This is a genomic window from Agrobacterium sp. K11 (genome assembly GCF_059429395.1).
Map to the genome: position 1 here is coordinate 283,393 of NZ_JCAHRB010000001.1, position 22,655 is coordinate 306,047.

A 22,655-nucleotide genomic window follows, 5' to 3' on the forward strand; every position below is an offset into this window, starting at 1 on the left:
TCGCTCCATGGGGGTAACAGAGCGACGGTTCGGGAAATCAGCAGGATTTGGCGGCCTCTGACCGCGAGAGGAGGCGGCAAAGCTCGGGCTGCATGTCCATGGTGAGGCAATCGACAAGCTTGGCGTCGATATCTTCATCGCCTTCGCCAAGAAGGAGATCGACCAGCTTGTTTCCGGGTGTCATGTGGACATCGGCGTCCATGACGGTGGCGCTCGCCTCTGCAGAGAGGACTTCCTGCAGGGCTTCCTGCAGGATAGTGTCATCGAGCAGGATGGATGCAGGGGCGTAACCGGCTGCCAGCTTGGCCTGGTTGAATTCGTACGCGGCCTTTACGATGGCGCGGGCCTGCCGCAAACGTTCGGTATCGACAGCTTCAAGATCAACGACGCAGGCAACGGCGTGCGGTTGTTTGACTTCGCGCTCTTCTACTGTTTTCGGCGAAGGCGTGAAAAGAAGCACGTCGGAAGGATGCGGGCGATCGATCAGGCCGTTTTTTACGCGTTCGTGCCAGTGGGCGAAGTCGTCGAACGTTGGCCCTTCGAGATTGCGCTTTTTCACGGCGTTGCCGAAGAAATAATAGGCTTCACGGACTGACTGCCCGCGCTCGACGATGTTGTCGAAAGTGGTGATGACCAAGTCCATGATGCGTGGCGGGACACGGTCAAAGAAAGGCACGGCGACGTAGTTGCGGACTGCTGCGGTCATTGAGCTGCTCCAGAGTTTTTGAGGATGGTGAAAAAGACGGCCGAAACGCCTGCGAACGCAGGACTAAAAATCAGCAGGGTTTCGGCCCACCGGCACACGCGAGAGCGGGCCGGAATGAAAATCGGGATGTCGAAATTGGCATGCGGTTTCGTCATTGTGGGGTGACTGCTGATCGGCGATTTTCGGGGTGTGGAGCGGTCGAGAGATTGGGTCTGACAGCCGGGGCGATTGAGCGCCTTGCACACGATGTGCAGCAGGCTAGAGCAGCAATCCCGAACCGTTCCACGCTTCATGCTGCGGCTTGCTCCGCTTCCGCGGCACGACGGCCGTTCCGGTAGTTCTCCGACGGCTGCGGGCTGAGCCTGCGACCATCGGGGATGTAGCGGGAGAACCAGAGAAGGTGCGGCCGGGTATTCAGTGCCGCTGCGATGGCGCGCTCACCAGCCGCGTGCGGCTCGTGGACTGCGTTACCGGCAGTACCGGTCGGCAGGCCATATTTCTTGTCGATCTCGGCAAGCGTAATTTTGGCGACGATGAGCTTGCCTTTAATACGGGCAATTTCTTCCAGCCGAAGGCGTTCGGCACGGCTCATCTTGCCGCCGTCAGAGACACGGTGCATAAAGGATTCCTTCCAGAAGGGAGGCCCTGACCGGCCTCCTTTTTTGGGGTTATTAATTCTGCGAACACAGAAAGGAATAAATCAGAATTCGGATTTTGTAAATCGGAAATCGGATTTATGCGGTGATTTATTGGCTAGACCGGAGATACCGCCCAAAACGGCTCTCGGCGCTCGTCTTCGCGAGCTACGGAGAAGGCTTGGCGATCCTGAAAGGGACGTTTTTGCGGCCCAGCTCGGTGTCAGCAAAACAACACTAGGCAACTATGAAAAAGGGGAATCAGAACCGACGGCGTCTGTGCTTGATTCCTACCGCCATAACTTTGGAGCGAACGTCCTTTGGATAATCACGGGTGAGGGGGAAATGTTTTCCGAATCCGCCGTAGTCACCGAAGGCGTGGATATGGTCCAAATCCCACTTTATGACGTGCAAGCTGCTGCAGGGTCCGGACTAATCCCGAGAGAGGATGACCTGCATAAGAGCGTAGCCTTTAGCCGTGCGTTTCTCCGAAGCATCGGTGCAAAACCCGAGAATTGCGTTATGCTGGAGGCCAAAGGCGAAAGTATGCTGCCTACCATTCCAGACGGCGCATTTATGATCGTCGATCAAAGCAAAACTGACATCGTCGATGATCAAGTTTTCGTGTTTCGCGTCGGACCCGGCATTAAGGTGAAGCGGGCAAACTGGAGGATGGACGGCTCGCTAGAATTGCGGTCGGATAACGAGCAGAACGGCTATCCAACCGAAGTAATCGGAGAGGACGTCGCGGACGATCTCTCCGTTATTGGTCAAGTCCTCTCCCTCCTGAGAAAAGCCTGAGGCCGTTACGTTTCAAGCCGACCTCTTGTCAGACGCCGAAGACATGTTTGTGCAGTTCGGAGTATATAGCCATGCTTGGAGTTATAAGTTTCGCCAGCGTGTTTCTGGCGAAACCCGGTGCGTCGTTGCCTGCCTGTGACAATGATAGGGTCTTCTTGGCAGCGTTGTAGATCAATCCCGCTGCCTTCTTCAGATCATCGTGAGGATGCCCTGCTTGGATGATATCCTGGATGGCAGCGGTCTTAGCTGCTATTAGATCCGCTGCTTTTTCCGGCTTTCCAGCAAAAGCGCATAGGGCAATCAGCACCTCATCGTCATACAGGTAAGCTTCAAGGTGGCGCCGACCGAGTACATTAATACCCTTCTTCTTAAACTCAGCAACATCATCCGGTGTGTGGTCATCTAGGTCGATTAGTCGGATAATACTCATACCTGAGCTTAGTTTTGGTAGCACACTGGCCAATCCAATGAAGTCGTTTTGCACTTCTTTCGAATTTCCAGCCGATATGAAGGTGGTATCCGTCATCTCGTCGCCAAAGATAGTCTCATATATTCGGGCATCGTGCTCGGCATTTTTCCCAGGAACAGCAGCTGTCGGATTGCCCTCGCATATCACAACCTGCCTCGGTGCCACCAAGGCAGCTAGGTCGTCTAGAGCTACGTGCATTACGCTTTGCCAGAATGCGCGAGTAGGTTTTTCAGGTGAAAGTAGGACGGTTTTATCAAAATCTTGGCCACTGAAATCTATGAAGGCCACTGATGAGGGGTCAGCATCGTAAATTTCGCGTGCCTTGCGCATCATTCCAATTGAATGTGATGCTATCCATAATTGCGAGTTGCCGGGCAAAAGATTAACTAGTTCACCGAGTAGTGCCCCTTGTAGGCGGGTGTTCATGTGGGTCTCGGGTTCATCAATGCAATAAATGGCATCCGGATAGCTACGCCGCTTGACGACGAAATCTAGGATCAAATCGAAGGATGCCTTCTCACCGCCAGAGAGGTTTTTATAATCGAAACCTAGTGAACTGCCCTTGTTGAACTGAAAGGTTCCCTGATCGAGGGGATTCCCGATCCCAATAAATGCGAGTTCGGGAAATAATCGTTGTAAAGGCTCTCTAACCTCTCCGATGAGTTTATCGCGGAATGCACCTAGCGTTGTTGTCTCTGGCTCGTTAACGAACACGTCCTCCATCGCCTGGGAGGCGAGACGCTGATAGTTGGTGCTCACTGTGGCATCAGTTTCGATCAGTCGTTTCAAGCTCGGATTATCGACAATACTTCCCTGGCGAGAGAGCGATTTGGTGACAAATTCAGGGTCGTTTCGATAGGCCGAGCGAATATAAAGGCTGCCCTTGGACAGACGTTCGTTCTGGTCGGTGGCCAAATAGACTCTTGAGGCGATATCGACGGTCACCTCCTGTGGTCGATCATAGTAACGAGAGTCTCCGATCCAGCCGAGTCCGACGTCCAATCTGTATCTCATGAGAAAGGCGTCGAATAACGAAGATTTGCCTGAACCGTTTGGGCCGGCCAGCACAACTAATTTTGCGGTGGCCGGGATATCTTGAATTATCAAATCGGAGAACCGGCGGAAATTTTTAATGCGAGTACCGAGAATACGCACGATCGACCCCCTAGAATCAATATTGGAAGTAAATCAAAGACCTGTGCACTTAACCAGTCAACCACGGGTTTAGTTTTTACATACTAGATCGACGAAGTAAGATGGGGGGCGTCACTAATTATGTGGCATGTCGCAAGTAATTGTCGAGCTACAAGCGCGTATGGAGAAGGAGTTGACTCAGCAAAAAAATGGAACAAAATAAGAACGGTTTAACGCCGGTATGAGGTGAGTTGGCATGGTGCCAGTTGATAAGTTCATCGTTGTTCCATTTGTAGAACGGAGACATGAGACGGTGGACATAGATTGGCGACGCGCCCCGAAAAACGCTCGGTGGTGGGCTGTTGATGCAAATGGTGAAGCCCATTGGTTTTGCGAGCCGGACGTCGCGGCCTTCACCGACTTTTGGTTTTCCGAGCCGATCAATGCTCCTTCATTTGGCTTCACTGGCGATTGGCGAATGAGCTTAACAGAGCGCCCGTCGCGATTTGGCCTAGTCAGGTAATGCAAAGAGCCGCGTTGCATCTTCACGCAACGCGGCTCTCCCTAATTCTCTTTGATTTCATTGCAGAAAATTCGATTTTTCCAAACCTGCAAGACAGTTGCATGTTTAATTTAGCTTCTGGCTGGTCATTCGTGTCGGTTTCAGGGATATCAGCTTGAGACCGCCGATTTCTTAATGGCCGGTTTTCTGGGCTTAAGGGGGTCTTAAAAGACCTATAGGGTCGTTCTTGAAGAACTATTGAGGGCCGTTTGGATTTCCGCCGTTTCTGCCACCAAGGATCGCAATTCGCGCCGCAAGTCTGTCAAACTTAACTTTGTTTGCCGTCCAGGCGCGCCTATGAAAGCCCCTGATTTATAGGAACTTATCGCCAGTTCCCGGACATTATCGGATGTTCCCAGAGATTCCAGTAAGTGGTGACAGAGTACACTGGACGTACGTTGAGAATTTGCGGCATTCCTCGCACTTGCCTGTGGCTGGCCGGACGCCAAAAAAAGGGAAACCCGCTTGCCGTATCGAAACAGCCAGCGGGTCTCAACCTTTACCCCCTCCCACAAGGGCGAGCGAACAAAAGCACATCAAATGAATTATGACAAGATCAAGGCGACCATATTGTTGCGGTAGAAGACTCTGTTTGCCAGTTTAGCGGCGGATGGCAGAGAGTAACCACTTCCGTATGCCGCTCGTAAGGGGAGCGGTAAGACACGATATTCTCGTTGCAGCGTAAGGGCGCGCCGGCAGCATACACATTTGCAACGGCACGTAGATGATGGTGCACTTTGTATTTCGGGGCCGTTTCCCTTCCGTAAGTGATCATGTCGGCAGCGAAAGAAGCAGCCGGGATGGACAGGATGGCAAATACGGCAACCGCACAAGTTCGTCTGAGATTTATGGACATGAGCTATCCCCTCGTGTTGACCAACGCAGGAAAACGCGATGCGCCCGGGAGCTGTTCCCTGTGCCAAATGGTATTTTCACGGGGTGACAAAAAAATGCCCGCTCGCGGCGGGCAATTCAGAGGGGAACTGAGGTTAGGAGCCTCGCGTCAAGAACGGATATCCTCGCCATAAGTTCCGCCTGATTACACGTCGCCCGATAAAAATCATGCACGACAAGCCGACAGACCGGGAGCGGCGTCTTCATAAGAAGACGAAATAACGCAAATAACTGTGTCTTGGGAAATTTTGGAGCGGGCGAAGGGATTTGAACCCTCGACCCCAACCTTGGCAAGGTTGTGCTCTACCCCTGAGCTACACCCGCTCAAATCCATCGGTCCGGGGTAGTACGCTGAACCGTGGGCCACCGCAATGCGGCGACGGGCGCTATATCGCTCAATCGATTTTGGAATGCAACAGGGAAATGACAAAAACGCGAAAATTTCTTTGAGAAATGCGACAAGCGGCGGAAATGATTGGGAATTTTCGCGCCGTCGCTTTTTCACGCGTTGCCAAGCCGCGGTTGCCCCCTTAATCATGACGGAGAGGATATCGGAATCGGCAAAGGCAGGCGGCAGGATATGGCGGAAAATTCTCCGAAGACGGCAGCGGACTTGTTCGCGTTTCTGGACGGGCTCGGCATCGAGCATAAGACAAAACAGCATGAGCCGGTCTACACCGTTGCCGAATCCCAGTCATTGCGTGATCTAATCCCGGGCGGCCACACGAAGAACCTTTTTGTGAAGGACAAGAAGGATCAATATTTCGTTCTGACCGTTGAGGAGAACGCGGTCGTCGATCTGAAAAGCGTTCACAAGACGATTGGCGCGGCAAGCCGCGTATCCTTCGGCAGGCCGGAAAAAATGCTTGAATATCTGGGTGTCGTGCCGGGATCTGTCACGGTTTTCGGCGCCATCAACGACACCGGTGGGCAGGTCACCTTCGTACTCGACAGCGATCTTCTGGAAAACGAGCTGATCAACGGTCACCCGCTTTCCAACGACCAGACGACGACGATAGGAAACAAAGACCTCATTCGCTTCCTGGAGGCGACCGGCCACACGCCGCTTGTCTTGAAAGTCAGTGAGTGAGATACGATCTTTGCTTCAACCAAGACAATACGACAGAGATTACGGGAGACCGGCATGAGCGGCACGAACAATCCTTACGGCAGTTCCTATGGCGGGCAGATGTCCGGCAACGCACAATATAGCGGGGAGCTGAACGGCGCGTCTTCCGGTCACATCAAGGACACCACAACGGCGGCCTTCTCCAAGGATGTTCTCGAGGAATCGCGCCACCAGCCGGTTCTGGTGGATTTCTGGGCACCGTGGTGCGGCCCGTGCAAGCAGCTGACGCCGGTTCTCGAAAAAGCAGTAAACGAGGCGAATGGCCGCGTGAAGCTTGTGAAACTGAATATCGACGATCACCCGTCTATTCCAGGCCAACTCGGCATCCAGTCCATTCCCGCCATCGTTGCTTTCCTGGATGGCAGGCCGGTGGACGGCTTCATGGGCGCTGTACCGGAAAGCCAGATCAAGCAGTTCATCGACAAGATCGCCGGACCTGATGCGGGTGATCCGAAGGCTGAGATCGAAGCGGTTCTGGCAGAGGCAAAGCAGCTTCTGGCGGATGGCGATCATAATGGCGCGGCACAATTGTTCGGCGCGGTTATGCAGGCCGATCCCGAAAACGCCGCCGCAATCGCTGGTATTGCCGAATGCATGATTGCCGTTGGACAATATGAACGGGCAAGCGAACTTCTCTCGTCCCTGCCGGCGGAGGTGGCCGCAGATGCTGGCATTCAGCTCGTCTCGAAAAAGATCGCGCAATATGAAGAAGCCCGCAAGATTGGCGACCCGGTGGCGCTGGAACGTGATCTCGCGCTCGATCCCGATAATTACGAGGCTCGTGTGAAGCTTGCCAAGGTCCTCAACGCTCAAGGGCGGCGGGATGAGGCAGCGGATCATCTGCTCTATGTCATGCGCAAGGACAGGACCTTTGATGATGACGGCGCGCGCCGCCAGCTTCTGGAGTTTTTCGAGGCCTGGGGCTTCAAGGATCCGGCAAGTGTGGCCGGGCGCCGGAAGCTTTCGTCGATCTTGTTTTCGTAATGCGGGCATATCCCGGCCATGGCGGTTGATCCGCCGGCCGGGCAGCGGTGAACAGGGGGCTTGATCCCATGCATGTCGGAAATGCGAGATATGTGAAGAACAACGATTTGCCGGAAACTGTGCCGGTATTTCCATTGTCGGGCGCGTTGCTTTTGCCGGAAGGCCACCTGCCGCTCAATGTCTTCGAGCCTAGATACCTCGCCATGATCGATATGGCACTGGCCGGCCACCGGGTCATTGGCATGGTGCAGCCGGCCCTTCACGTCATTGAGGGGGGGAATGATGGTGGTGCTTTGAGCGCTGTCGGATGTCTTGGTCGCATCACTTCCTTTTCGGAAACCGGGGATGGGCGTTATGTCATTTCGCTCACTGGCATCTGCCGCTTCCGCCTGCTGGAAGAGGTGGATGTGGGCAAACCCTATCGCAGTTTCCGGCACGCGCCCTTCATCGCCGATCTTTCCGGCGAGTATGATGAGGACGCTGTGGACCGCGAAAATCTGCTGCGGGTATTCCGTGCGTTTCTGGATGCGAACCAGCTGGAAGCCGATTGGGAAAGCGTGGAGCGCGCAGGCAATCGTGTCCTCGTCAATTCGCTTTCCATGATGTCTCCCTTTGGTCCCGCCGAAAAGCAGGCGCTGCTGGAAGCGCCTGACCTGAGGACGCGCGCCGAAACATTGATCGCCATCACCGAGATCGTTCTTGCCCAGGGCTCGGGCGAGGCCGGTACTGTGCTGCAGTAGGATCGCCGCCATGGACGACAGGATGAGCAATGCCGATCCCAAGCTGCTTGAGCTGCTGGTCTGCCCCTTGACGAAGGGACGTCTTTCCTACGATCGCGCCCGCAACGAGCTTGTGTCCGAAAGCGCAGGGCTGGCCTACCCGATCCGCGACGGGGTGCCGATCATGCTGATTTCCGAAGCGCGCAAATTAGAAGACTAGCGTTAGCCCTGCCTGCCGCTCTCTCCACAGTGTCACGTCGCAAATTGACGATGATGCGTTGACAACCGTGCGTGGATTTGACCAGAGTCCCGCCCGACATGTCTGTTGCGGGGAGAAAACTGATGTCGTTGCGCGCGCTCGTCCGGATCTCGTTGATTGCGGTCTCAACCGCCATTACTTTTATTCCAGCTGTGGCGGCGGAATCTTCCCGCAAGGTGGTTACCATCAAAAATGGCGATTATTTCGGGTTCGATCTCAGAACCGAGCAGAATGTCTCGCTTGAGCAGTGCGGCGAGATTTGCGTCGGCGATACCGCCTGCAAGGCGTTCACCTACAATCCCAAGGTGCAATGGTGTTTCCTTAAATCGGATTTCAATCAGCTCAATGCCTTCCCCGGTGCCGTCGCCGGCAAGATCGTGCAGGTTGTCGCTGAAGCCGATATCGGTGCACCGCAGCGTCTTTCTTTCGTGACTGATAGCCTGCAGCAGGAAGCGCGCCGGCTGAAATCGGGCCTTGCGGCAAGCGCGGAGCAGCAGAGCCAGGGACTGGAGAACCTGCTGCAAACGGCAAGGCAGCAGGCGGCAGCCGACGCGATCGAAACCTACAAGGCGGCTCTTGCGATTTCGCCCGATGACGGTGCTCTCTGGGCCGAATTTTCGCAAAGGGCGGCGCAGGTTACCGACAATTACGCGATTGCGGGCCAGGCCGCTTCCGCTGCCATCAATGCCTATCAGTTGAGCCGCACGGTCAGTGCCCGCACCGAGGCGTTGAACCGGCTGGCCCAGGCTTTCGAAAAGACCCAGAATTATCGTGCGGCGCTTAATGCCTATAAGGAGAGCCTCACACTTTCCGATAATGCGCAGACGAAGGCGGCCTATGCCGATCTGCGCACGCGCCAGGGATTCCGCGTCATCAACAATACGATTGATACGGATAGTGTCAGCCCGCGCGCATGCGTGCAGTTTTCCGAACCGCTGGTGAAGAACGGTGTCGATTATTCCTCTTTCGTCACATTGGATGGTGCTGCACCCAAGGCGATCGAGGCGAAGGGCAGTGAGATTTGCGTCGAGGGGCTGACCCATGGTCAGCGTTACAAGATTGCGTTCCGCGCTGGCCTGCCGTCCTCGGTGGAAGAACCGCTGGAAAAGCAGGTCGATCTCGATATCTACGTGCGTGACCGTGCAGCGAGTGTCCGCTTCACCGGCGAGAACTTCGTGCTGCCGGGCACGGCGCGGCGCGGCATTCCCATCGTTTCGGTCAATGCCGAAAAGGCCGATCTGAAGCTTTACCGTATTGGCGACCGTAACATCACGTCGGTCTTGGCAAACTCGCAGTTTTTGACGCAGATGGACGGTTACAACGCCGACCGTATTGAAAACGAGATCGGCGAGCTGGTCTGGCAAGGTTCGATAGACATTCAGCCTGACCTCAACAAGGATGTAGTGACGAGCTTCCCGGTGGACGAAGCCTTGCCGGAGCGGAAGCCCGGCATCTATGTGCTGACCGCCGTACCGCCCGGCACCGCACCGGAGACATGGGATTCGCGCGCCACGCAGTGGTTCCTCGTTTCCGATACGGGCATCACCACCTATGCCGGCACCGATGGCCTGAACGTATTCGTGCGCTCGCTCGGCAGCGCCGCACCGCTTGGCGGGGTGGACTTGCAATTGCTCGCCAAGAACAACGAAGTGCTCGGCACGGCAAAGACGGATGCAGACGGCAGGGCAGTATTTTCGGCAGGCCTGATGCGTGGCACAGCGGCGCAGGCGCCAGCCATCCTCACAGCGCGCAACGGCGACAAGGACTACGTCTTTCTGGACATGACGCGCGCCGGTTTCGATCTTTCCGACCGTGGTGTGACTGGCCGCGCGGCCCCCGGCGCCATCGACGTGTTCAGCTGGACAGAGCGCGGCATCTACCGCGCCGGCGAGACCGTGCACGCGGCAGCGCTGGCCCGTGATGTTGACGGCAAGGCGATCGAGGATCTGCCGCTAACCTTCATCTTCTCGCGCCCTGATGGCGTCGAGGACCGGCGTTTCGTGAGCGACGGCAAGGCGCTCGGCGGCCATGCGGTCGATCTGCCCTTGCAGGCGAATGCCATGCGCGGCACCTGGACGCTGCGCATTCATACCGATCCGAAAACGGCTGCGATCAGCGAAAAGAGCTTTCTGGTCGATGATTTCGTGCCTGATCGCACCGAATTTGATCTCTCCAGCAAGGTGAAACAGATCGAGCCGGGCGCGGAAACGGCAATCGACGTCGATGGCCGTTATCTCTACGGCGCGCCCGCAGCTGGCCTGACGCTGGAAGGTGAGGTCGCCGTCAAGCCGACCCGGACGAGTACCGACTTCGAGGGTTATTTCTTCGGTCTAGCGGATGAGGAAAGCGAAGAGGAAAATCGCACCGCGCTTGCCGATCTTCCGGCGCTGGACGAAGAAGGCAAGGCAAGCTTCAATGTCGATCTGACGGATTTGCCTTCCACCACGCAGCTGCTTTCCGCCAACATCACCGTTCGGATGCGCGAGGCCGGTGGCCGCGCCGTCGAACGATCTCTGACGCTGCCGGTGAAGGCGCAAGCACCTGTCATCGGCATCAAACCGCAGTTTTCGGGTGATCTCGCCCAGAATTCCGTTGGCCGTTTCCACATTATCGGCGTGACAGCTGATGGCGCGAAACAGGCGATGAGTGGCCTCAGCTGGAAGCTCATCAAGATAGAGCGAAACTATCAATGGTATCGTCAGGGTAACTCCTGGCGGTACGAACCGGTGGAATATACCAAACAGACCGAAACCGGCACGGTTTCCGTCGATGCCAATGGCGGTGAGATTTCCGTGCCTGTCACCTGGGGCCGCTACAGGCTGGAAGTGGAAGGTGCCGGCAATGGCGCACCGGTTTCGAGCGTCGAATTCGATGCTGGTTTCTACGTCGAGGCAAGCTCGACAGAGACGCCGGATGCGCTGGAAATCGCGCTGGACAAACAAAACTACAAGATCGGCGATACCGCAAAACTCAAGGTATCGTCGCGTTTTACCGGTCAGCTGATGGTCACGTCAGGTTCGGAAAAGCTGATTTCCGTGCAGAATGCTGAGATCGGTGAGGGTGGCGGCGAGATCGACATTCCCGTTACCGAGGAATGGGGCGCGGGGGCGTATGTGACGGCCACGCTGTTCCGTCCGGGCGATGCGCAGGAAAGCCGCATGCCGATGCGCGCCATAGGCATCAAGTGGCTTGCCGTCGATCCCGCCGAGCGCAAGCTTGCGGTAACGCTAGGCGCGCCGCAGAAGACGCTGCCGCGTCAGCCGCTTGAAATTCCGATCAGTGTCGCCGGCGCGGGCGTGGGCGAAAAGGCCTATGTCATCGTCGCGGCTGTGGATGTCGGCATATTGAACCTCACCCGCTATGAACCGCCGAAGCCGGATGAATGGTATTTCGGTCAGCGACGGCTGGGGCTGGAAATCCGCGACCTCTATGGCCGCCTGATCGACGGTTCGCTTGGCGCCACCGGTCGCCTGAGAACGGGCGGTGATGGCGGGGGCGCAGCACTGCAGGGCAGCCCGCCCACCGAAAAGCTCGTGGCCTTCTTCTCGGGACCTGTCGAACTTGACGCAGACGGCAAGGCGACGGTGAGCTTCGATATTCCTCAGTTCAACGGCACGGCCCGCATCATGGCTGTCGCCTGGACGAAGACGGGCGTGGGACATGCGGTCTCCGACGCCGTCATTCGAGACCCCGTGGTGGTGACTGCCAGTGCACCGAAATTCCTCGCGCCCGGCGATGTCTCGCAATTGCGGCTCGATATCGCCAATACCGATGGCGAGGCCGGCGACTACCGGCTGGATGTGACCAGCAACACGGCACTTACAGTCGATCAGGGTGAGATGTCGCAGACCCTGGCACTGCAAAAGGGCGGCAAGTCGTCGCTGACCGTGCCGTTGACAGGCGAACAGCCGGGCAATGGCGCAATCACCATCAAGGTCTCCAATGCCGCCGGTCTTTCGCTGGAGCAGGTATTGAATGTTCCCGTGCGTCCAGCCGTTCTGCCGGTCACGACGCGGCGTGAAATCAAGATCGCGCCCAATAGCAGCCTGACGATAAATGGCGACCTTCTGGCCGATAGCATGCTTGTCGGTTCGTCCGTCGCCGTCAACGTCACACGCTCGCCAGCCTTCGATATTCCGGCGCTGGTGATGATGCTCGACAAATATCCTTACGGCTGCGCCGAGCAGACGACGAGCCGCGCTTTGCCGCTGCTTTATCTCTCGGAAATGACCAAGGATAGCGGCATTGCCGAGGACCCGGATACCCGCCGCCGCGTGCAGGAGGCGATCTACCGGGTGCTGTCCTTCCAGTCGAGTTCCGGCAGTTTCGGCCTCTGGTCTCCCGGTTACGGAGATCTGTGGCTGGATGCCTATATCAGCGACTTCCTGACCCGTGCGCGCGAGCAGGGTTACGATGTTCCCGAACAGGCGATGGTGCAGGCTTTGAGCAACCTGCAAAACGGTCTTTCCTACGATAGCAATGTCAAGGATCGCGGCAACGAGATCGCCTATTCGCTTTACGTTCTGGCGCGCAACCGCAAGGCGGCGATCAACGATCTCAGATATTATGCGGATACGGCCCTTGCCGATTTCCCCACACCGCTTGCCAAGGCGCAGGTTGCCGCAGCCCTTTCGCTTTATGGCGATCAGGCACGCGCGAAGACTGTGTTCGGTGCCTCGCTCGATATGGCGAGCCGTGCCACCAAGGTTAGCTTCGCAAGGGCGGATTACGGTTCCGCCCTGCGTGATGGCGCAGCGACGCTGGCGCTTGCGGCGGAAAGCCGTCCGGTTCCTGCCGTCGTGCCGCAACTTGCAGGTGCCGTGGCGAAGGAATGGGAAAAGAAACCCTATACCAGCACCCAGGAACAGGCATGGATGCTGCTTGCCGCCCGCGCCGTCAAAGGTGAGGACAAGGATATCCGTCTTGATGTGAACGGCGATTTGCAGACCGGTGGTTTCGGCAAGCGGATGACCGGCGACGAATTGCTGGCGGCACCCTTGAAGATCGCCAACGCGTCGGCTGATCCGGTCACGGCGGTGGTCACCACGGTCGCGCCCCCGGCACAACCGCTTGCCGCCGGTGGCGAGGGCTTCACCATTACCCGTACCTATTATTCCATGGATGGCGAGGAGGTGAACGCGAGCGAGGTGGTGCAGAACGAGCGTTACGTGGCGGTGCTGAATGTCACTCCTAAAAATGACTGGCAAGCACGCATTCTCGTGACTGACCTTCTGCCTTCCGGTTTCGAGATCGACAATCCGAGCCTCGTCAATTCTGCCGCCCTTTCGAATTTCGACTGGTTGCCGGAAACCGAAGCTGCGCATACCGAATTCCGCTACGACCGGTTCGTTGCGGCCTTCGACCGCACGGCTGGCGACAGTTCGGAAATCACGCTGGCCTATGTGGTCCGGGCCGTCACCCCGGGCACTTATGATCATCCGGCGGCCTCGGTCGAGGATATGTACCGGCCGCAATTTTCCGCCCGCACGGCAACGGGCCGCATGGAGGTGCGTTCGGCAACCCCATGAGGCGAAAAAAGGCGATCATCGTCGGCATCGTGTCGGCCGCTCTGCTTGTAGGCGGTGCGGCCTTCGGTCTCGATGCGCTGGACAACGCCTATCCGCCACCGCTGGAGGCTGCGCAGCAGCGGTCCTTCGAGGTGCTGGATAGAGACGGGCGGTTGCTGCGCGCATTTGCGACACCTGATGGCCGCTGGCGGCTGAAAACCAGCGCTGCAGAAGTCGATCCGCAGTTCCTGCGCATGCTGATCGCTTATGAGGACCAGCGTTTTTACGACCATCACGGCATTGACCCGTGGGCGCTGCTGCGCTCCGCCTGGCAATTAGCAAGCAACGGCCGGATCGTCTCCGGCGCCTCGACGCTTTCCATGCAGGTGGCGCGGCTGATCGAACCGCGCACCGACCGGTCGTTTTCGGCGAAGTTTCTGCAGGGATTGCGCGCGCTCCAGATCGAAAGACGGCTCGACAAGGCGGAAATCCTCGATCTTTATCTGAATATCGCGCCTTATGGCGGCAATCTTGAGGGTGTTCGTGCCGCAAGCCTCGCCTGGTTTGGCAAGGAGCCCGCCCGGCTCGACACGGCAGAGGCGGCTCTTCTGGTTGCGCTGCCGCAATTGCCGGAGAAACGCCGACCGGATCGCTTTCCGGATGCGGCAAGGCAGGCGCGGGAGAGGGTTTTGCAGCGCCTTGCCGTGGAACGCGTGGTGGGTGAAGGCGAAGCAGAGCGGGCGACCCTTGCAGCCGTTCCCGCCAACCGGCGTGATCTGCCGGCCTATGCACCGCATATGGCGGCTGCCGCACGCGTGAAGTTTCCCAATGCCACCGAGGCGCACTCGACGCTCAGATTGCCGATCCAGCGGGAACTGGAAGCCGTTGCCCGCCATGCAGCGGAAAAGCTGACAGAAAAGGTCTCCGTCGCCATCGTCATGGCCGACGCGCAGACCGGTGATATTGTGGCTGAAGTTGGTTCCGCTGATTATCTCGATACTGCAAGGCGCGGTTTCGTGGAGATGAGCCGCGCCGTGCGCTCGCCGGGCTCCACCCTCAAGCCGTTCATCTATGGCCTTGCCTTTGAAAATGGTCTCATCGGGCAGGAAACTATCATCGAGGATCGCCCGGCGGATTTTTCCGGTTACCGCCCGCGTAATTTCGACATGCATTATCAGGGTGATGTCAGCATCAGGCAGGCACTGCAACTGTCGCTCAATGTGCCCGCCGTAAAGCTTCTGGATGCTGTCAGCCCGTCTGCGCTGATGGTGCGTTTCCGCCGCGTGGGCGTGAAGCTCGTGCTTCCCACCACCGAGGCGCCGGGGCTTGCCATTGCGCTAGGAGGTGCTGGTATTTCGCTGGTTGATCTGGTGCAGCTTTATGCGGGCCTTGCCGGCGGCGGCGACCCTGTGCGGCTGGGGGACGGTGTGCGCTCCGCGCCGCAACGGCTTGCCGGAGATCGGCTGTTTGCCGACGCTGCGATCTGGAACGTCTCCGACATTCTGTCCGGTGTGCTGCCGCCACTCGGCATGAAGCAGCGCGGCATCGCCTATAAGACCGGCACTAGCTACGGTTACCGTGATGCCTGGTCGGTAGGTTATGACGGGCGGCATGTCATCGGCATCTGGGTCGGTCGTGCCGATAACGGCGCCGTCCCGGGCATTGCCGGTTATGCGACGGCAGCCCCGATCCTCTTCGAGGCTTTCGAGAAATCCGGCATAGCTATCACGCCAATGCCTGCTGCACCTTCTGGCGTCGCGCGGGTGGCCGTGAGTGACCTTCCCGCCAACCAGCGGCGTTTCACATTGACCGCAAGCGGCCTGCTTTCGGCCTCAAGGCGCGAAAGCGCGCCGCGCATCGTCTATCCACCGGAAGGGGCTAGGGTGGAGCTCTCCAGCCAGTCAGGCATTTCGCCGCTAGTGCTGAAGCTGCAAGGCGGCCGCGCGCCCTTCCGCTGGCTCGCCAACGGCAGGCCGCTCCCGGATGCTTCGCTTCGCCGCAACAGCGAATGGCGACCGGAAGGGCAGGGGTTTTCAACGCTGACCGTGATCGACGCCGATGGCCGCGCTTCGAGCGTGCGCGTTTTCATCGAGTGAATTTTTGACGGCTTGCGCACCACGCGGCTGAACGCCGCGTCGCAGGCAGCTTCTTGCCCGCGTCATAGAAGTTCATTTGCAGAGACCTGATGCAACATGGAAGGAGGAACGGCGATCACGCAACGTCGAGTGAATGACGATCGATACGCTCCTGAAGTGCGACCACAACCGCATGCAGGAATTCTCTGCATCGAGGGTCGACGGTCTTCGCCAGTGTCATTTCCAGCCGGCTGCGGATCTTGTCCATGAACCCAACATGATCGAAGCTGTCGGCGGCGATATTTACCTCGACCTCTTCCATATAGTGCAACAGGTGCGGTTCCAGTGCGAGATTTGGGTCCATCCGGTATCGGGTGGCCATCTGCTCTGCAAGCGTTCCCATCTGTACGTATGGGCCATATTCGTTGATCATTCTGTCTCCTTCATCGGGTGTGAGCATCTTAGATAGGTGCTGTTTGTGGATGCACGAGATGTGTTTGCGATCAAACGCGCAAAAGACCGGAGCTAATTGGTAAAACGAACGTGACCAATCGATGCGGTCGTCGTTCGAAAATACCGGTGTGCACGCTGACCGAAACGGGACAGCTATTATGTTTGTCTAGGACTAGAGCCGCATGGCGAGCAGTGAAGCGGGTCACGACATTCCGCTCTTTTTTATATTATTGTTTTAAACTGAATTTACAGGAAAATGGTGTCCACGAGAGGATTCGAACCTCCGACCCCAGGATTCATACCACTTCGGCTTTAGCCGCCGCCCATCTCCATTGGATAGGACGTTCGTGGTCTGGACTGTCCCTTCACCGTGAGCCTTTCGGCTTTTAGGTGCTGCCCATCCAGTCTCTACACCTTCACCGGATTTCTCCGGAGCTTGGCTCGGGATTGGCATGCTGGAAGACCAGCGAAGCTTTCCCCGACTTTGAGCAGATCGATTGCGTCGTTTCCGGGCGCAACCCCCAATTTGTCTTAGGAATCCTGTGCTCTATCCTGCTGAGCTACGTGGACACTGAATTGCTCTTTAACCTGCCGTAGCCGGCGGATCAACCGCGTTCTTTATCGCGGTCGATCTGTTCCTCTGCTTTCTTTGTATCCCGGCAGTCAGTTCGTCAGGCGTTGCTCGGCAAGTTTCACCCAATAGGAAATGCCGTAGGCGATGGCGTCGTCGTTGAAATCGTATCCAGGGTTGTGAAGGCCGGCCGAATCGCCGTTGCCGATGAAGATGAAGGCACCCGGCCTTTCCTTCAACATGAAGGAAAAATCCTCGCCCGCCATGGAAGGGTCGACATCGGGGTCGACGTTCTTTTCACCAGCCACATCGCGGGCGACGCGGATGGCGTGGTCGGTCTCGTCCGCATGGTTGAAGGTCACCGGGCAATAACGCTCATAGACGACCTCGGCTTCCGCTCCATTTGCTAGCGCTATGCCTTCCGCCATCTGCTTGATGCGATCCTGCGCGAGATCACGCACCGTCTCGTCCAGACTACGAACCGTGCCGGCAATCAACGCGTCGTTGGGAATGATGTTGTGGCTGGAGCCGGCGTGAAAGCGGGTGACGGACACAACCACGGATCGGATCGGATCGGCATTGCGCGAGGCGATCATCTGCAGATTGCCGACGATCTGTGCACCGATGGTGATCGGGTCGATCGTGCAGTGCGGCTGGGCCGCATGGCCGCCACGACCTTTGACAGTGATCGAGAACTTGTCCGGTGCCGCCATGATACCGCCCTTGCGGATGGCGAACGAGCCGAGCGGAATACCCGGCATATTGTGCATGCCGTAGACCTCATCGATGCCGAACCGCTCCATCAGGCCGTCCTCGACCATGGCGAGCGCACCCGCGCCGCCTTCTTCGGCGGGCTGGAAGATGACCGCGATGGACCCGGTGAAATTGCGGGTTTCCGCGAGATATTTGGCGGCGCCAAGCAACATGGCGGTGTGGCCGTCGTGGCCGCAGGCATGCATGGCGCCTGCGGTTTTGGAAGCCCAGGGTTTGCCGGTTTCCTCAAGGATGGGAAGAGCATCCATATCCGCCCTAAAGCCGATGGTGCGATTGCCCGGAATATTGCCTCTGATGATGCCGACCACGCCCGTGCGGCCAAGACCGGTCACGATTTCGTCAACGCCGAAAGATTTCAGCTTGTCCGCAACGAAAGCTGCGGTGTTGTCGACATCATACAAAATCTCGGGATTTTCATGCAGGTGACGCCGCCATTCGCTGACTTCCTGCTGAAGTTCGGCGGCTCTGTTCAAAATCGGCATTCGTTCATTCCTGGGTTCATCGGTGCGGCATGGCGTAAAAGCCTATCCTCCGCGGTGGATAGTGCGCCGCATAATTGACGTAATCAATGTACTTTGCCATTGCTAGGACATATATGGTGAATATTGCCATTCCCTGACTGAAGACGGGAATTCGAGGATAAGCCTTGCCACAGAATCTTAAATCGCCAAACGCCGCCCGGCGGCTCTCCGCAGCCATTGCCATCATGACCGCCGGCCTTGTTGCCGCTGCACCCGTGGCGAATGCCAATCCGAAAATGGTGGTCGATGTCAAAACTGGCAAGGTGATTTCCCACCAGGAAGCGTTCCGCAAGTGGTATCCGGCCTCGCTGACCAAGCTGATGACCGCCTATATCGCCTTTTCGCAGATGAAGGCCGGCAAGCTCAGCCCGCAGACGGAAGTGGTGATGAGCAAGAAGGCGGCCGACCAGCCGGCCTCGAAAATGTATTTCAAGCCCGGCCAGAAACTGACGATGGACAGCGCACTGAAGCTGCTGCTCATCAAATCCGCCAATGATATCGCCGTGGCGATTGCCGAAACCATCGGCGGCACCAGCGATAATTTCGTGGCGCAGATGAATGCGCAGGCGCAGCGGCTGGGCATGAGCTCCACCCGTTACATCAACGCCAACGGCCTGCCCGGCAAGGGCCAATATACGACGGCGCGTGACCTTGCGCTTCTGGCGTTGATCATCAAGCGGGAATTCCCGGAATATGCCCATTATTTTTCGCTGGAAGGTGTCACCACCGGCAAGAAGGACTACGCCAACTTCAATATGCTTGTTGGCCGCTTTGATGGCGCAGATGGCATGAAGACCGGCTTCATCTGTGCATCCGGTTTCAACCAGGTGTCCTCCGCCGTGCGCAACGGCCGTTCGGTCATAACTGTGGTGCTGGGGGCAGATAGCCTTGCCGGGCGAACCGACCAGTCCGCTGATCTGCTGCAGATGGGACTGACGGCGCCCTCGGGCCAAGGCGTTTCACTCGCCTCGCTGGCACCCTATGGCGATACCGCCGAGGTAAACGACGTCAGTGCTGAAATCTGCAATCCGAAAGCGGCCAAGGTGCGCAGCGAAAGCCGCGACGAGACCGGCCGCATGGTCATCCATTCGCCCTACGTTACGGAAATGACCCGTCCGCCGGAATATTCTTTCGCGGGCCTCATTCCCGGCAGTGAGACGGTGGCTGTCAACACCGCCAAGGGTGCAAGCGCCAAGGGACAAGTGGCCAACGTGCCGATTCCCATCCCGCGTCCGACATTCTGATTTCGCCTAACCGCACTCTTTATGGATGAGGGCGCGCGCGAAGCCTGAACGCTGCGCGGAATCTGTATTCGCAGCTTCGGTTTGTTATGATATTACAGTGTCGCTCGTGGCCTTCAGGCCCCGGGCGATTTTTTGTGATTATTGCGCGGTTCCGGATCTAATCTCGTCCAACGATCTGCCGGAGCGGCCATCAACATACAGGCAAGACATGTCTCGCGATCGCATACCGGTTTCCATCATCACCGGATTTCTCGGCGCCGGAAAATCGACGCTGCTCAACCGGCTTCTCAAAGACCCCGATATGAGCGACGCCGCGATCATTATCAATGAATTCGGCGATGTCAGCATCGACCATATGCTGGTTGAAAGTGCAGGCGAGGGCATCATCGAACTGGCGGAAGGCTGCCTTTGCTGCACCGTTCGCGGCGAGCTGGTGGATACGCTGGCGGAACTGATGGACGGCATCCAGACCGGCAAGCTGAAGCCGGTGAAGCGGGTCGTGATCGAAACCACCGGTCTTGCTGATCCCGCTCCCGTCATGCAGTCTGTCATGGGCAACCCGGTGATTGCGCAGAATTTCGTTCTGAACGGCATCATTACGGTTGTGGATGCCGTGAACGGCCTGTCCACACTCGATAATCACGAGGAAGCGGTGAAGCAGGCGGCGGTGGCCGACCGGCTGGTGATGACGAAGCGCGCGCTTGCTGATGCTTCCACAATTTCCACGCTGACGGCCCGCCTTCAGGCGCTAAACCCGCGCGCGACGATCGAGGATGGTGACCGGGCCGACTGGAGTGCTGCCGCACTGCTGGATAACGGTCTTTACGATCCCGGCAGCAAAAACGCCGATGTCGGCCGCTGGCTGGGGGAAGAGGCGGAACACGATCACCACGACCACGACCACGATCATGACCATGACCACCACCATCATGGCGACCACGATGGCCACCATCACCACCACGATGCGAACCGGCACGACGCGTCGATCCGTTCCTTCTCGATCATTCACGACCAGCCGATAGCCCCGATGGCGATCGACATGTTCGTGGACTTGCTGCGTTCGGCGCATGGGGAAAAGTTGTTGCGGATGAAGGCCGTCGTCAAGCTGTCGGACAATCCGGACCGACCCCTTGTGCTGCACGGGGTACAGAACATTTTCCACACACCCGAGCGCCTCGCGGCATGGCCGGACCCATCTGACCAGCGCACGCGCATGGTGCTGATTACCAAGGATTTGCCGGAGGCGTTCGTGCAGGACCTGTTTGCTGCGTTCACCGGCACGCCGGGCATCGACCGTCCGGACAGGCAGGCGATGACGGACAATCCGCTGGCGGTTTCGGGGTTGAGGTTTTAGGTCGCAAAACGGTGGTTGAAACCCGCGGGCGGGGCACCCCTTTACCTTGTCGAGTATCTCACCCTCAAGGGGGAGATCGAGTGGAGTATTCTCGGCAGCGAGGGTAATTACGCTCCCTTCACGATCCTGAATCGGTGTCCTTTGGTCAACGTCGTAGTTTCAACCAGGCTATGCCCATCCTGGTTGCACATATGGGCAATATCGATAACCGCCAGCGGGTCGGTCGTCTCTACAACAAGAACATCGCCCGCCTGCAGGCCAGAGAGTTTTTTACGGCTTCTTAAAACCGGAAGGGGGCATTTAAGCCCCCTCAAGTCGAAAACTATGTCAGCCGTGTCGGTCATTCCTTGGCCCAGAACTTCCAGAACGGCTTCTTTTCCGGCGCTTCCGCTGGCGGTGCTGCGGAAAAAGCGAGCGGGTTCATGGCCGGCACAGGGACCTGGGCGGCAGTTCCGTTCTGACCCGGCCCCGAAGCCGCAGGCGTAGCAGCGGCAACCATTGTCGGGGCCGCCGGGGCAGGGTTCGATTGCGGAGCCGCGGGCTGGGTTGCCGAAGGATGCGGCGTCCGCAGAGAAGACGCGGTTGCGGTGGTCGCCGGCGAAGACGAGGTCACCTGCTGCGCCTTCTTCTCCATCAGCGCGGCATATTCCGTTTCCTTCATCAGCTTGCCGGCTTTCAGCGCCGAGCCGGTCGGAGCATAAGCGGGTTCGCGGCCCTTGCGCTTTTCGGCAACCAGCGCCTTGCGCTCCGCCTCGCTCGGGTCGTACCAGGCCATGCCGTCATATTTCTTCATCGCCTTTTCATAGGCGAGATCATAGGTCTTTTCGTAGCTAGAAAGTGCGCTCACCAGTGCCGGCGGCGTGCTCATGGCGGGGCATTGCGCAGATGCGTTGAACGTGCCGCCTTCGGTCTGCTGGTTGAAGACATATTTCTTCTCGCAGACATTCACTTCTGGCGGGCGTTTCGTGACTTCGAAATTGTCGTAACCGACCTTCAGCATCTTCCAGAAATCGAGATGTTCGCTCTGGCGGTGGCGGGCCATGTTTTCCGCGGTCATGCGGAAGGGAAAGGCCTGCAGCTGAACGGTCTTCTGGCCACCCTTGAAGGCGTCGCGGGCGAAACCGTAGATTTCAAGAATCTGCGCGTCCGTCATCGAATAGCAGCCGGAGGACGAGCAGGCGCCATGGATCATCAGGTTGGTGCCGTTGCGGCCGTTGGCGGCATCGTAGCGGTTCGGAAAGCCGGTGTTGATGGCGAGGTAATATTTAGAGTTGGGATTGAGGTGCGCGGGCGTCAGGTTGTAGAAACCTTCCGGCGCCTGCCGGTCGCCCTCTTTCACCTTGGGGCCGAGTTTGCCGGACCAGGCGCAAATCTGGTATTCGGCAATCTTGTCGAAGCGGTTGTCGCGCTTGGCCTTCCAGATTTCCAACGCGCCTTCTTCCTTGAAGATGCGGATCATGATTGGCGAGGTGCGATCCATGTTCTTCTTGTCGATCTCGGCAAGAATGGACGGAGAAAGCGGGTAATCAACCTTGTTTTTAACGTGGGAGACGTCGCGTTCGACGGTTTCGAGCGTATCGTTGCAGCCGCTGAGAATGAGCGCGGTGCAGGCGAGAAGTGCAAAATGTGTCAAACGCATGATCTGATCCGAAAGACGATGGCACGGGCGACGGAGTTCTACACCGTCCCGCGTGTATTTTAAATACGGTATTAACCGTTTACATCTTCTTAACTCAAATCGGACCTGCCCCTGCGGCCGCCGATACATCTGTTGATGTGACCGGACTATGACCGAGTTGGGGCGAGATTCAAGGAAAATAAGGCTGGAGCTAGATTGTTTTGGCTTTTCTTCGATCCACCAAAA

Annotated in this window: 17 protein-coding genes, 1 tRNA gene and 1 pseudogene; 10 read left to right on the forward strand and 9 right to left on the reverse strand. The window is 57.6% G+C overall.

Annotated features, from left to right (window positions below):
• Positions 1 to 37: 37 nt before the first annotated feature.
• The 3 genes from AC5SEO_RS01355 to AC5SEO_RS01365 are packed head-to-tail and all read right to left on the reverse strand — an operon-like array spanning position 38 to position 1,325.
• Entirely contained in the window at positions 38 to 706 is a 669-nt protein-coding gene (locus AC5SEO_RS01355) for a hypothetical protein (RefSeq protein ID WP_112285852.1), read from the reverse strand.
• Entirely contained in the window at positions 703 to 999 is a 297-nt protein-coding gene (locus AC5SEO_RS01360; RefSeq protein WP_495363698.1) for a hypothetical protein, read from the reverse strand. Before AC5SEO_RS01360 ends, AC5SEO_RS01355 begins: the two co-directional genes overlap by 4 nt.
• Positions 996 to 1,325: a helix-turn-helix domain-containing protein gene (locus AC5SEO_RS01365; RefSeq protein ID WP_112357452.1), complete on the reverse strand. Its 330-nt coding sequence runs from the start codon at positions 1,323 to 1,325 to the stop codon at positions 996 to 998. Before AC5SEO_RS01365 ends, AC5SEO_RS01360 begins: the two co-directional genes overlap by 4 nt.
• On the opposite strand from AC5SEO_RS01365, the pseudogene AC5SEO_RS01370 reads away from it, so the two are divergent.
• Positions 1,240 to 1,620: pseudogene (locus AC5SEO_RS01370) on the forward strand (helix-turn-helix domain-containing protein); the annotation flags it as partial. The gene AC5SEO_RS01365 and the pseudogene AC5SEO_RS01370 sit on opposite strands and share 86 nt — an antisense overlap.
• 66 nt (positions 1,621 to 1,686) lie before the next feature.
• Complete coding sequence (locus AC5SEO_RS01375; RefSeq protein ID WP_495363704.1) at positions 1,687 to 2,142, forward strand: S24 family peptidase; 456 nt, start codon at positions 1,687 to 1,689, stop codon at positions 2,140 to 2,142.
• Positions 2,143 to 2,170: 28 nt separating this feature from the next.
• Here the strand turns inward: AC5SEO_RS01375 and AC5SEO_RS01380 are convergent, their stop codons facing one another.
• The gene (locus AC5SEO_RS01380) at positions 2,171 to 3,766 is read right to left on the reverse strand and encodes an AAA family ATPase (RefSeq protein WP_495363699.1); all 1,596 of its coding nucleotides are present in this window, start codon (positions 3,764 to 3,766) and stop codon (positions 2,171 to 2,173) included.
• A 1,684-nt stretch (positions 3,767 to 5,450) separates the two neighbouring features.
• A tRNA-Gly gene (locus AC5SEO_RS01385) sits at positions 5,451 to 5,525 on the reverse strand.
• 256 nt (positions 5,526 to 5,781) lie between these two features.
• On the opposite strand from AC5SEO_RS01385, the gene AC5SEO_RS01390 reads away from it, so the two are divergent.
• The 6 genes from AC5SEO_RS01390 to pbpC all read left to right on the forward strand — a co-directional run bounded on the left by AC5SEO_RS01390 (position 5,782) and on the right by pbpC (position 15,895).
• Positions 5,782 to 6,291, forward strand: a complete 510-nt coding sequence (locus AC5SEO_RS01390; protein WP_013761810.1) for a prolyl-tRNA synthetase associated domain-containing protein — start codon at positions 5,782 to 5,784, stop codon at positions 6,289 to 6,291.
• 54 nt (positions 6,292 to 6,345) lie between these two features.
• Complete coding sequence (gene trxA / locus AC5SEO_RS01395; RefSeq protein WP_013761809.1) at positions 6,346 to 7,314, forward strand: thioredoxin; 969 nt, start codon at positions 6,346 to 6,348, stop codon at positions 7,312 to 7,314.
• Positions 7,315 to 7,382: 68 nt separating this feature from the next.
• A complete protein-coding gene (locus AC5SEO_RS01400; RefSeq protein WP_162711046.1) occupies positions 7,383 to 8,054 on the forward strand; it encodes an LON peptidase substrate-binding domain-containing protein in 672 nt (223 codons plus the stop codon).
• Between the two features lie 10 nt (positions 8,055 to 8,064).
• On the forward strand, positions 8,065 to 8,253 hold the full coding sequence (locus AC5SEO_RS01405; protein WP_003511371.1) for a Trm112 family protein: 189 nt from the start codon (positions 8,065 to 8,067) through the stop codon (positions 8,251 to 8,253).
• A 122-nt stretch (positions 8,254 to 8,375) separates the two neighbouring features.
• Positions 8,376 to 13,820 carry an alpha-2-macroglobulin family protein gene (locus tag AC5SEO_RS01410; protein ID WP_174068911.1) on the forward strand — a complete coding sequence of 1,815 codons (5,445 nt, stop codon included), beginning with the start codon at positions 8,376 to 8,378 and terminating at the stop codon, positions 13,818 to 13,820.
• Positions 13,817 to 15,895 carry a penicillin-binding protein 1C gene (gene pbpC, locus AC5SEO_RS01415; protein ID WP_174068909.1) on the forward strand — a complete coding sequence of 693 codons (2,079 nt, stop codon included), beginning with the start codon at positions 13,817 to 13,819 and terminating at the stop codon, positions 15,893 to 15,895. The genes AC5SEO_RS01410 and pbpC overlap by 4 nt, the downstream gene beginning before the upstream one ends.
• Before the next feature lie 115 nt (positions 15,896 to 16,010).
• Here the strand turns inward: pbpC and AC5SEO_RS01420 are convergent, their stop codons facing one another.
• Together AC5SEO_RS01420 and AC5SEO_RS01425 are read right to left on the reverse strand one after the other, a co-directional pair.
• Positions 16,011 to 16,307 carry a hypothetical protein gene (locus AC5SEO_RS01420; RefSeq protein WP_013761805.1) on the reverse strand — a complete coding sequence of 99 codons (297 nt, stop codon included), beginning with the start codon at positions 16,305 to 16,307 and terminating at the stop codon, positions 16,011 to 16,013.
• Between the two features lie 683 nt (positions 16,308 to 16,990).
• Positions 16,991 to 18,154: a M20 aminoacylase family protein gene (locus tag AC5SEO_RS01425; protein WP_174068908.1), complete on the reverse strand. Its 1,164-nt coding sequence runs from the start codon at positions 18,152 to 18,154 to the stop codon at positions 16,991 to 16,993.
• A gap of 224 nt (positions 18,155 to 18,378) precedes the next feature.
• Between AC5SEO_RS01425 and AC5SEO_RS01430 the strand changes: the two genes are divergently transcribed.
• Both AC5SEO_RS01430 and AC5SEO_RS01435 read left to right on the forward strand, forming a co-directional pair.
• Positions 18,379 to 19,437, forward strand: a complete 1,059-nt coding sequence (locus tag AC5SEO_RS01430) for a D-alanyl-D-alanine carboxypeptidase family protein (RefSeq protein ID WP_046205618.1) — start codon at positions 18,379 to 18,381, stop codon at positions 19,435 to 19,437.
• Positions 19,438 to 19,645: 208 nt separating this feature from the next.
• A complete protein-coding gene (locus tag AC5SEO_RS01435; protein WP_174068907.1) occupies positions 19,646 to 20,791 on the forward strand; it encodes a CobW family GTP-binding protein in 1,146 nt (381 codons plus the stop codon).
• Between the two features lie 107 nt (positions 20,792 to 20,898).
• On the opposite strand, the gene AC5SEO_RS01440 is transcribed toward AC5SEO_RS01435, so the two are convergent.
• Both AC5SEO_RS01440 and AC5SEO_RS01445 read right to left on the reverse strand, forming a co-directional pair.
• Positions 20,899 to 21,135 carry a sulfurtransferase TusA family protein gene (locus AC5SEO_RS01440; protein WP_025595404.1) on the reverse strand — a complete coding sequence of 79 codons (237 nt, stop codon included), beginning with the start codon at positions 21,133 to 21,135 and terminating at the stop codon, positions 20,899 to 20,901.
• Positions 21,132 to 22,430, reverse strand: a complete 1,299-nt coding sequence (locus AC5SEO_RS01445; RefSeq protein ID WP_025595405.1) for a L,D-transpeptidase family protein — start codon at positions 22,428 to 22,430, stop codon at positions 21,132 to 21,134. Before AC5SEO_RS01445 ends, AC5SEO_RS01440 begins: the two co-directional genes overlap by 4 nt.
• Positions 22,431 to 22,655: the final 225 nt, after the last annotated feature.

What these genes read in the sequence shown, in the direction of transcription:
- AC5SEO_RS01435 (WP_174068907.1), top strand. Translation starts at nt 19,646, where the DNA reads ATGTCTCGCGATCGCATACCGGTTTCCATCATCACCGGATTTCTCGGC.
- AC5SEO_RS01445 (WP_025595405.1), bottom strand. Translation starts at nt 22,430, where the DNA reads ATGCGTTTGACACATTTTGCACTTCTCGCCTGCACCGCGCTCATTCTC.
- AC5SEO_RS01365 (WP_112357452.1), bottom strand. Translation starts at nt 1,325, where the DNA reads ATGCACCGTGTCTCTGACGGCGGCAAGATGAGCCGTGCCGAACGCCTT.
- AC5SEO_RS01390 (WP_013761810.1), top strand. Translation starts at nt 5,782, where the DNA reads ATGGCGGAAAATTCTCCGAAGACGGCAGCGGACTTGTTCGCGTTTCTG.
- AC5SEO_RS01360 (WP_495363698.1), bottom strand. Translation starts at nt 999, where the DNA reads ATGAAGCGTGGAACGGTTCGGGATTGCTGCTCTAGCCTGCTGCACATC.
- AC5SEO_RS01440 (WP_025595404.1), bottom strand. Translation starts at nt 21,135, where the DNA reads ATGACCGACACGGCTGACATAGTTTTCGACTTGAGGGGGCTTAAATGC.
- AC5SEO_RS01375 (WP_495363704.1), top strand. Translation starts at nt 1,687, where the DNA reads ATGTTTTCCGAATCCGCCGTAGTCACCGAAGGCGTGGATATGGTCCAA.
- AC5SEO_RS01405 (WP_003511371.1), top strand. Translation starts at nt 8,065, where the DNA reads ATGGACGACAGGATGAGCAATGCCGATCCCAAGCTGCTTGAGCTGCTG.
- trxA (WP_013761809.1), top strand. Translation starts at nt 6,346, where the DNA reads ATGAGCGGCACGAACAATCCTTACGGCAGTTCCTATGGCGGGCAGATG.
- AC5SEO_RS01420 (WP_013761805.1), bottom strand. Translation starts at nt 16,307, where the DNA reads ATGATCAACGAATATGGCCCATACGTACAGATGGGAACGCTTGCAGAG.
- AC5SEO_RS01355 (WP_112285852.1), bottom strand. Translation starts at nt 706, where the DNA reads ATGACCGCAGCAGTCCGCAACTACGTCGCCGTGCCTTTCTTTGACCGT.
- AC5SEO_RS01425 (WP_174068908.1), bottom strand. Translation starts at nt 18,154, where the DNA reads ATGCCGATTTTGAACAGAGCCGCCGAACTTCAGCAGGAAGTCAGCGAA.
- AC5SEO_RS01400 (WP_162711046.1), top strand. Translation starts at nt 7,383, where the DNA reads ATGCATGTCGGAAATGCGAGATATGTGAAGAACAACGATTTGCCGGAA.
- AC5SEO_RS01410 (WP_174068911.1), top strand. Translation starts at nt 8,376, where the DNA reads ATGTCGTTGCGCGCGCTCGTCCGGATCTCGTTGATTGCGGTCTCAACC.
- AC5SEO_RS01430 (WP_046205618.1), top strand. Translation starts at nt 18,379, where the DNA reads ATGACCGCCGGCCTTGTTGCCGCTGCACCCGTGGCGAATGCCAATCCG.
- pbpC (WP_174068909.1), top strand. Translation starts at nt 13,817, where the DNA reads ATGAGGCGAAAAAAGGCGATCATCGTCGGCATCGTGTCGGCCGCTCTG.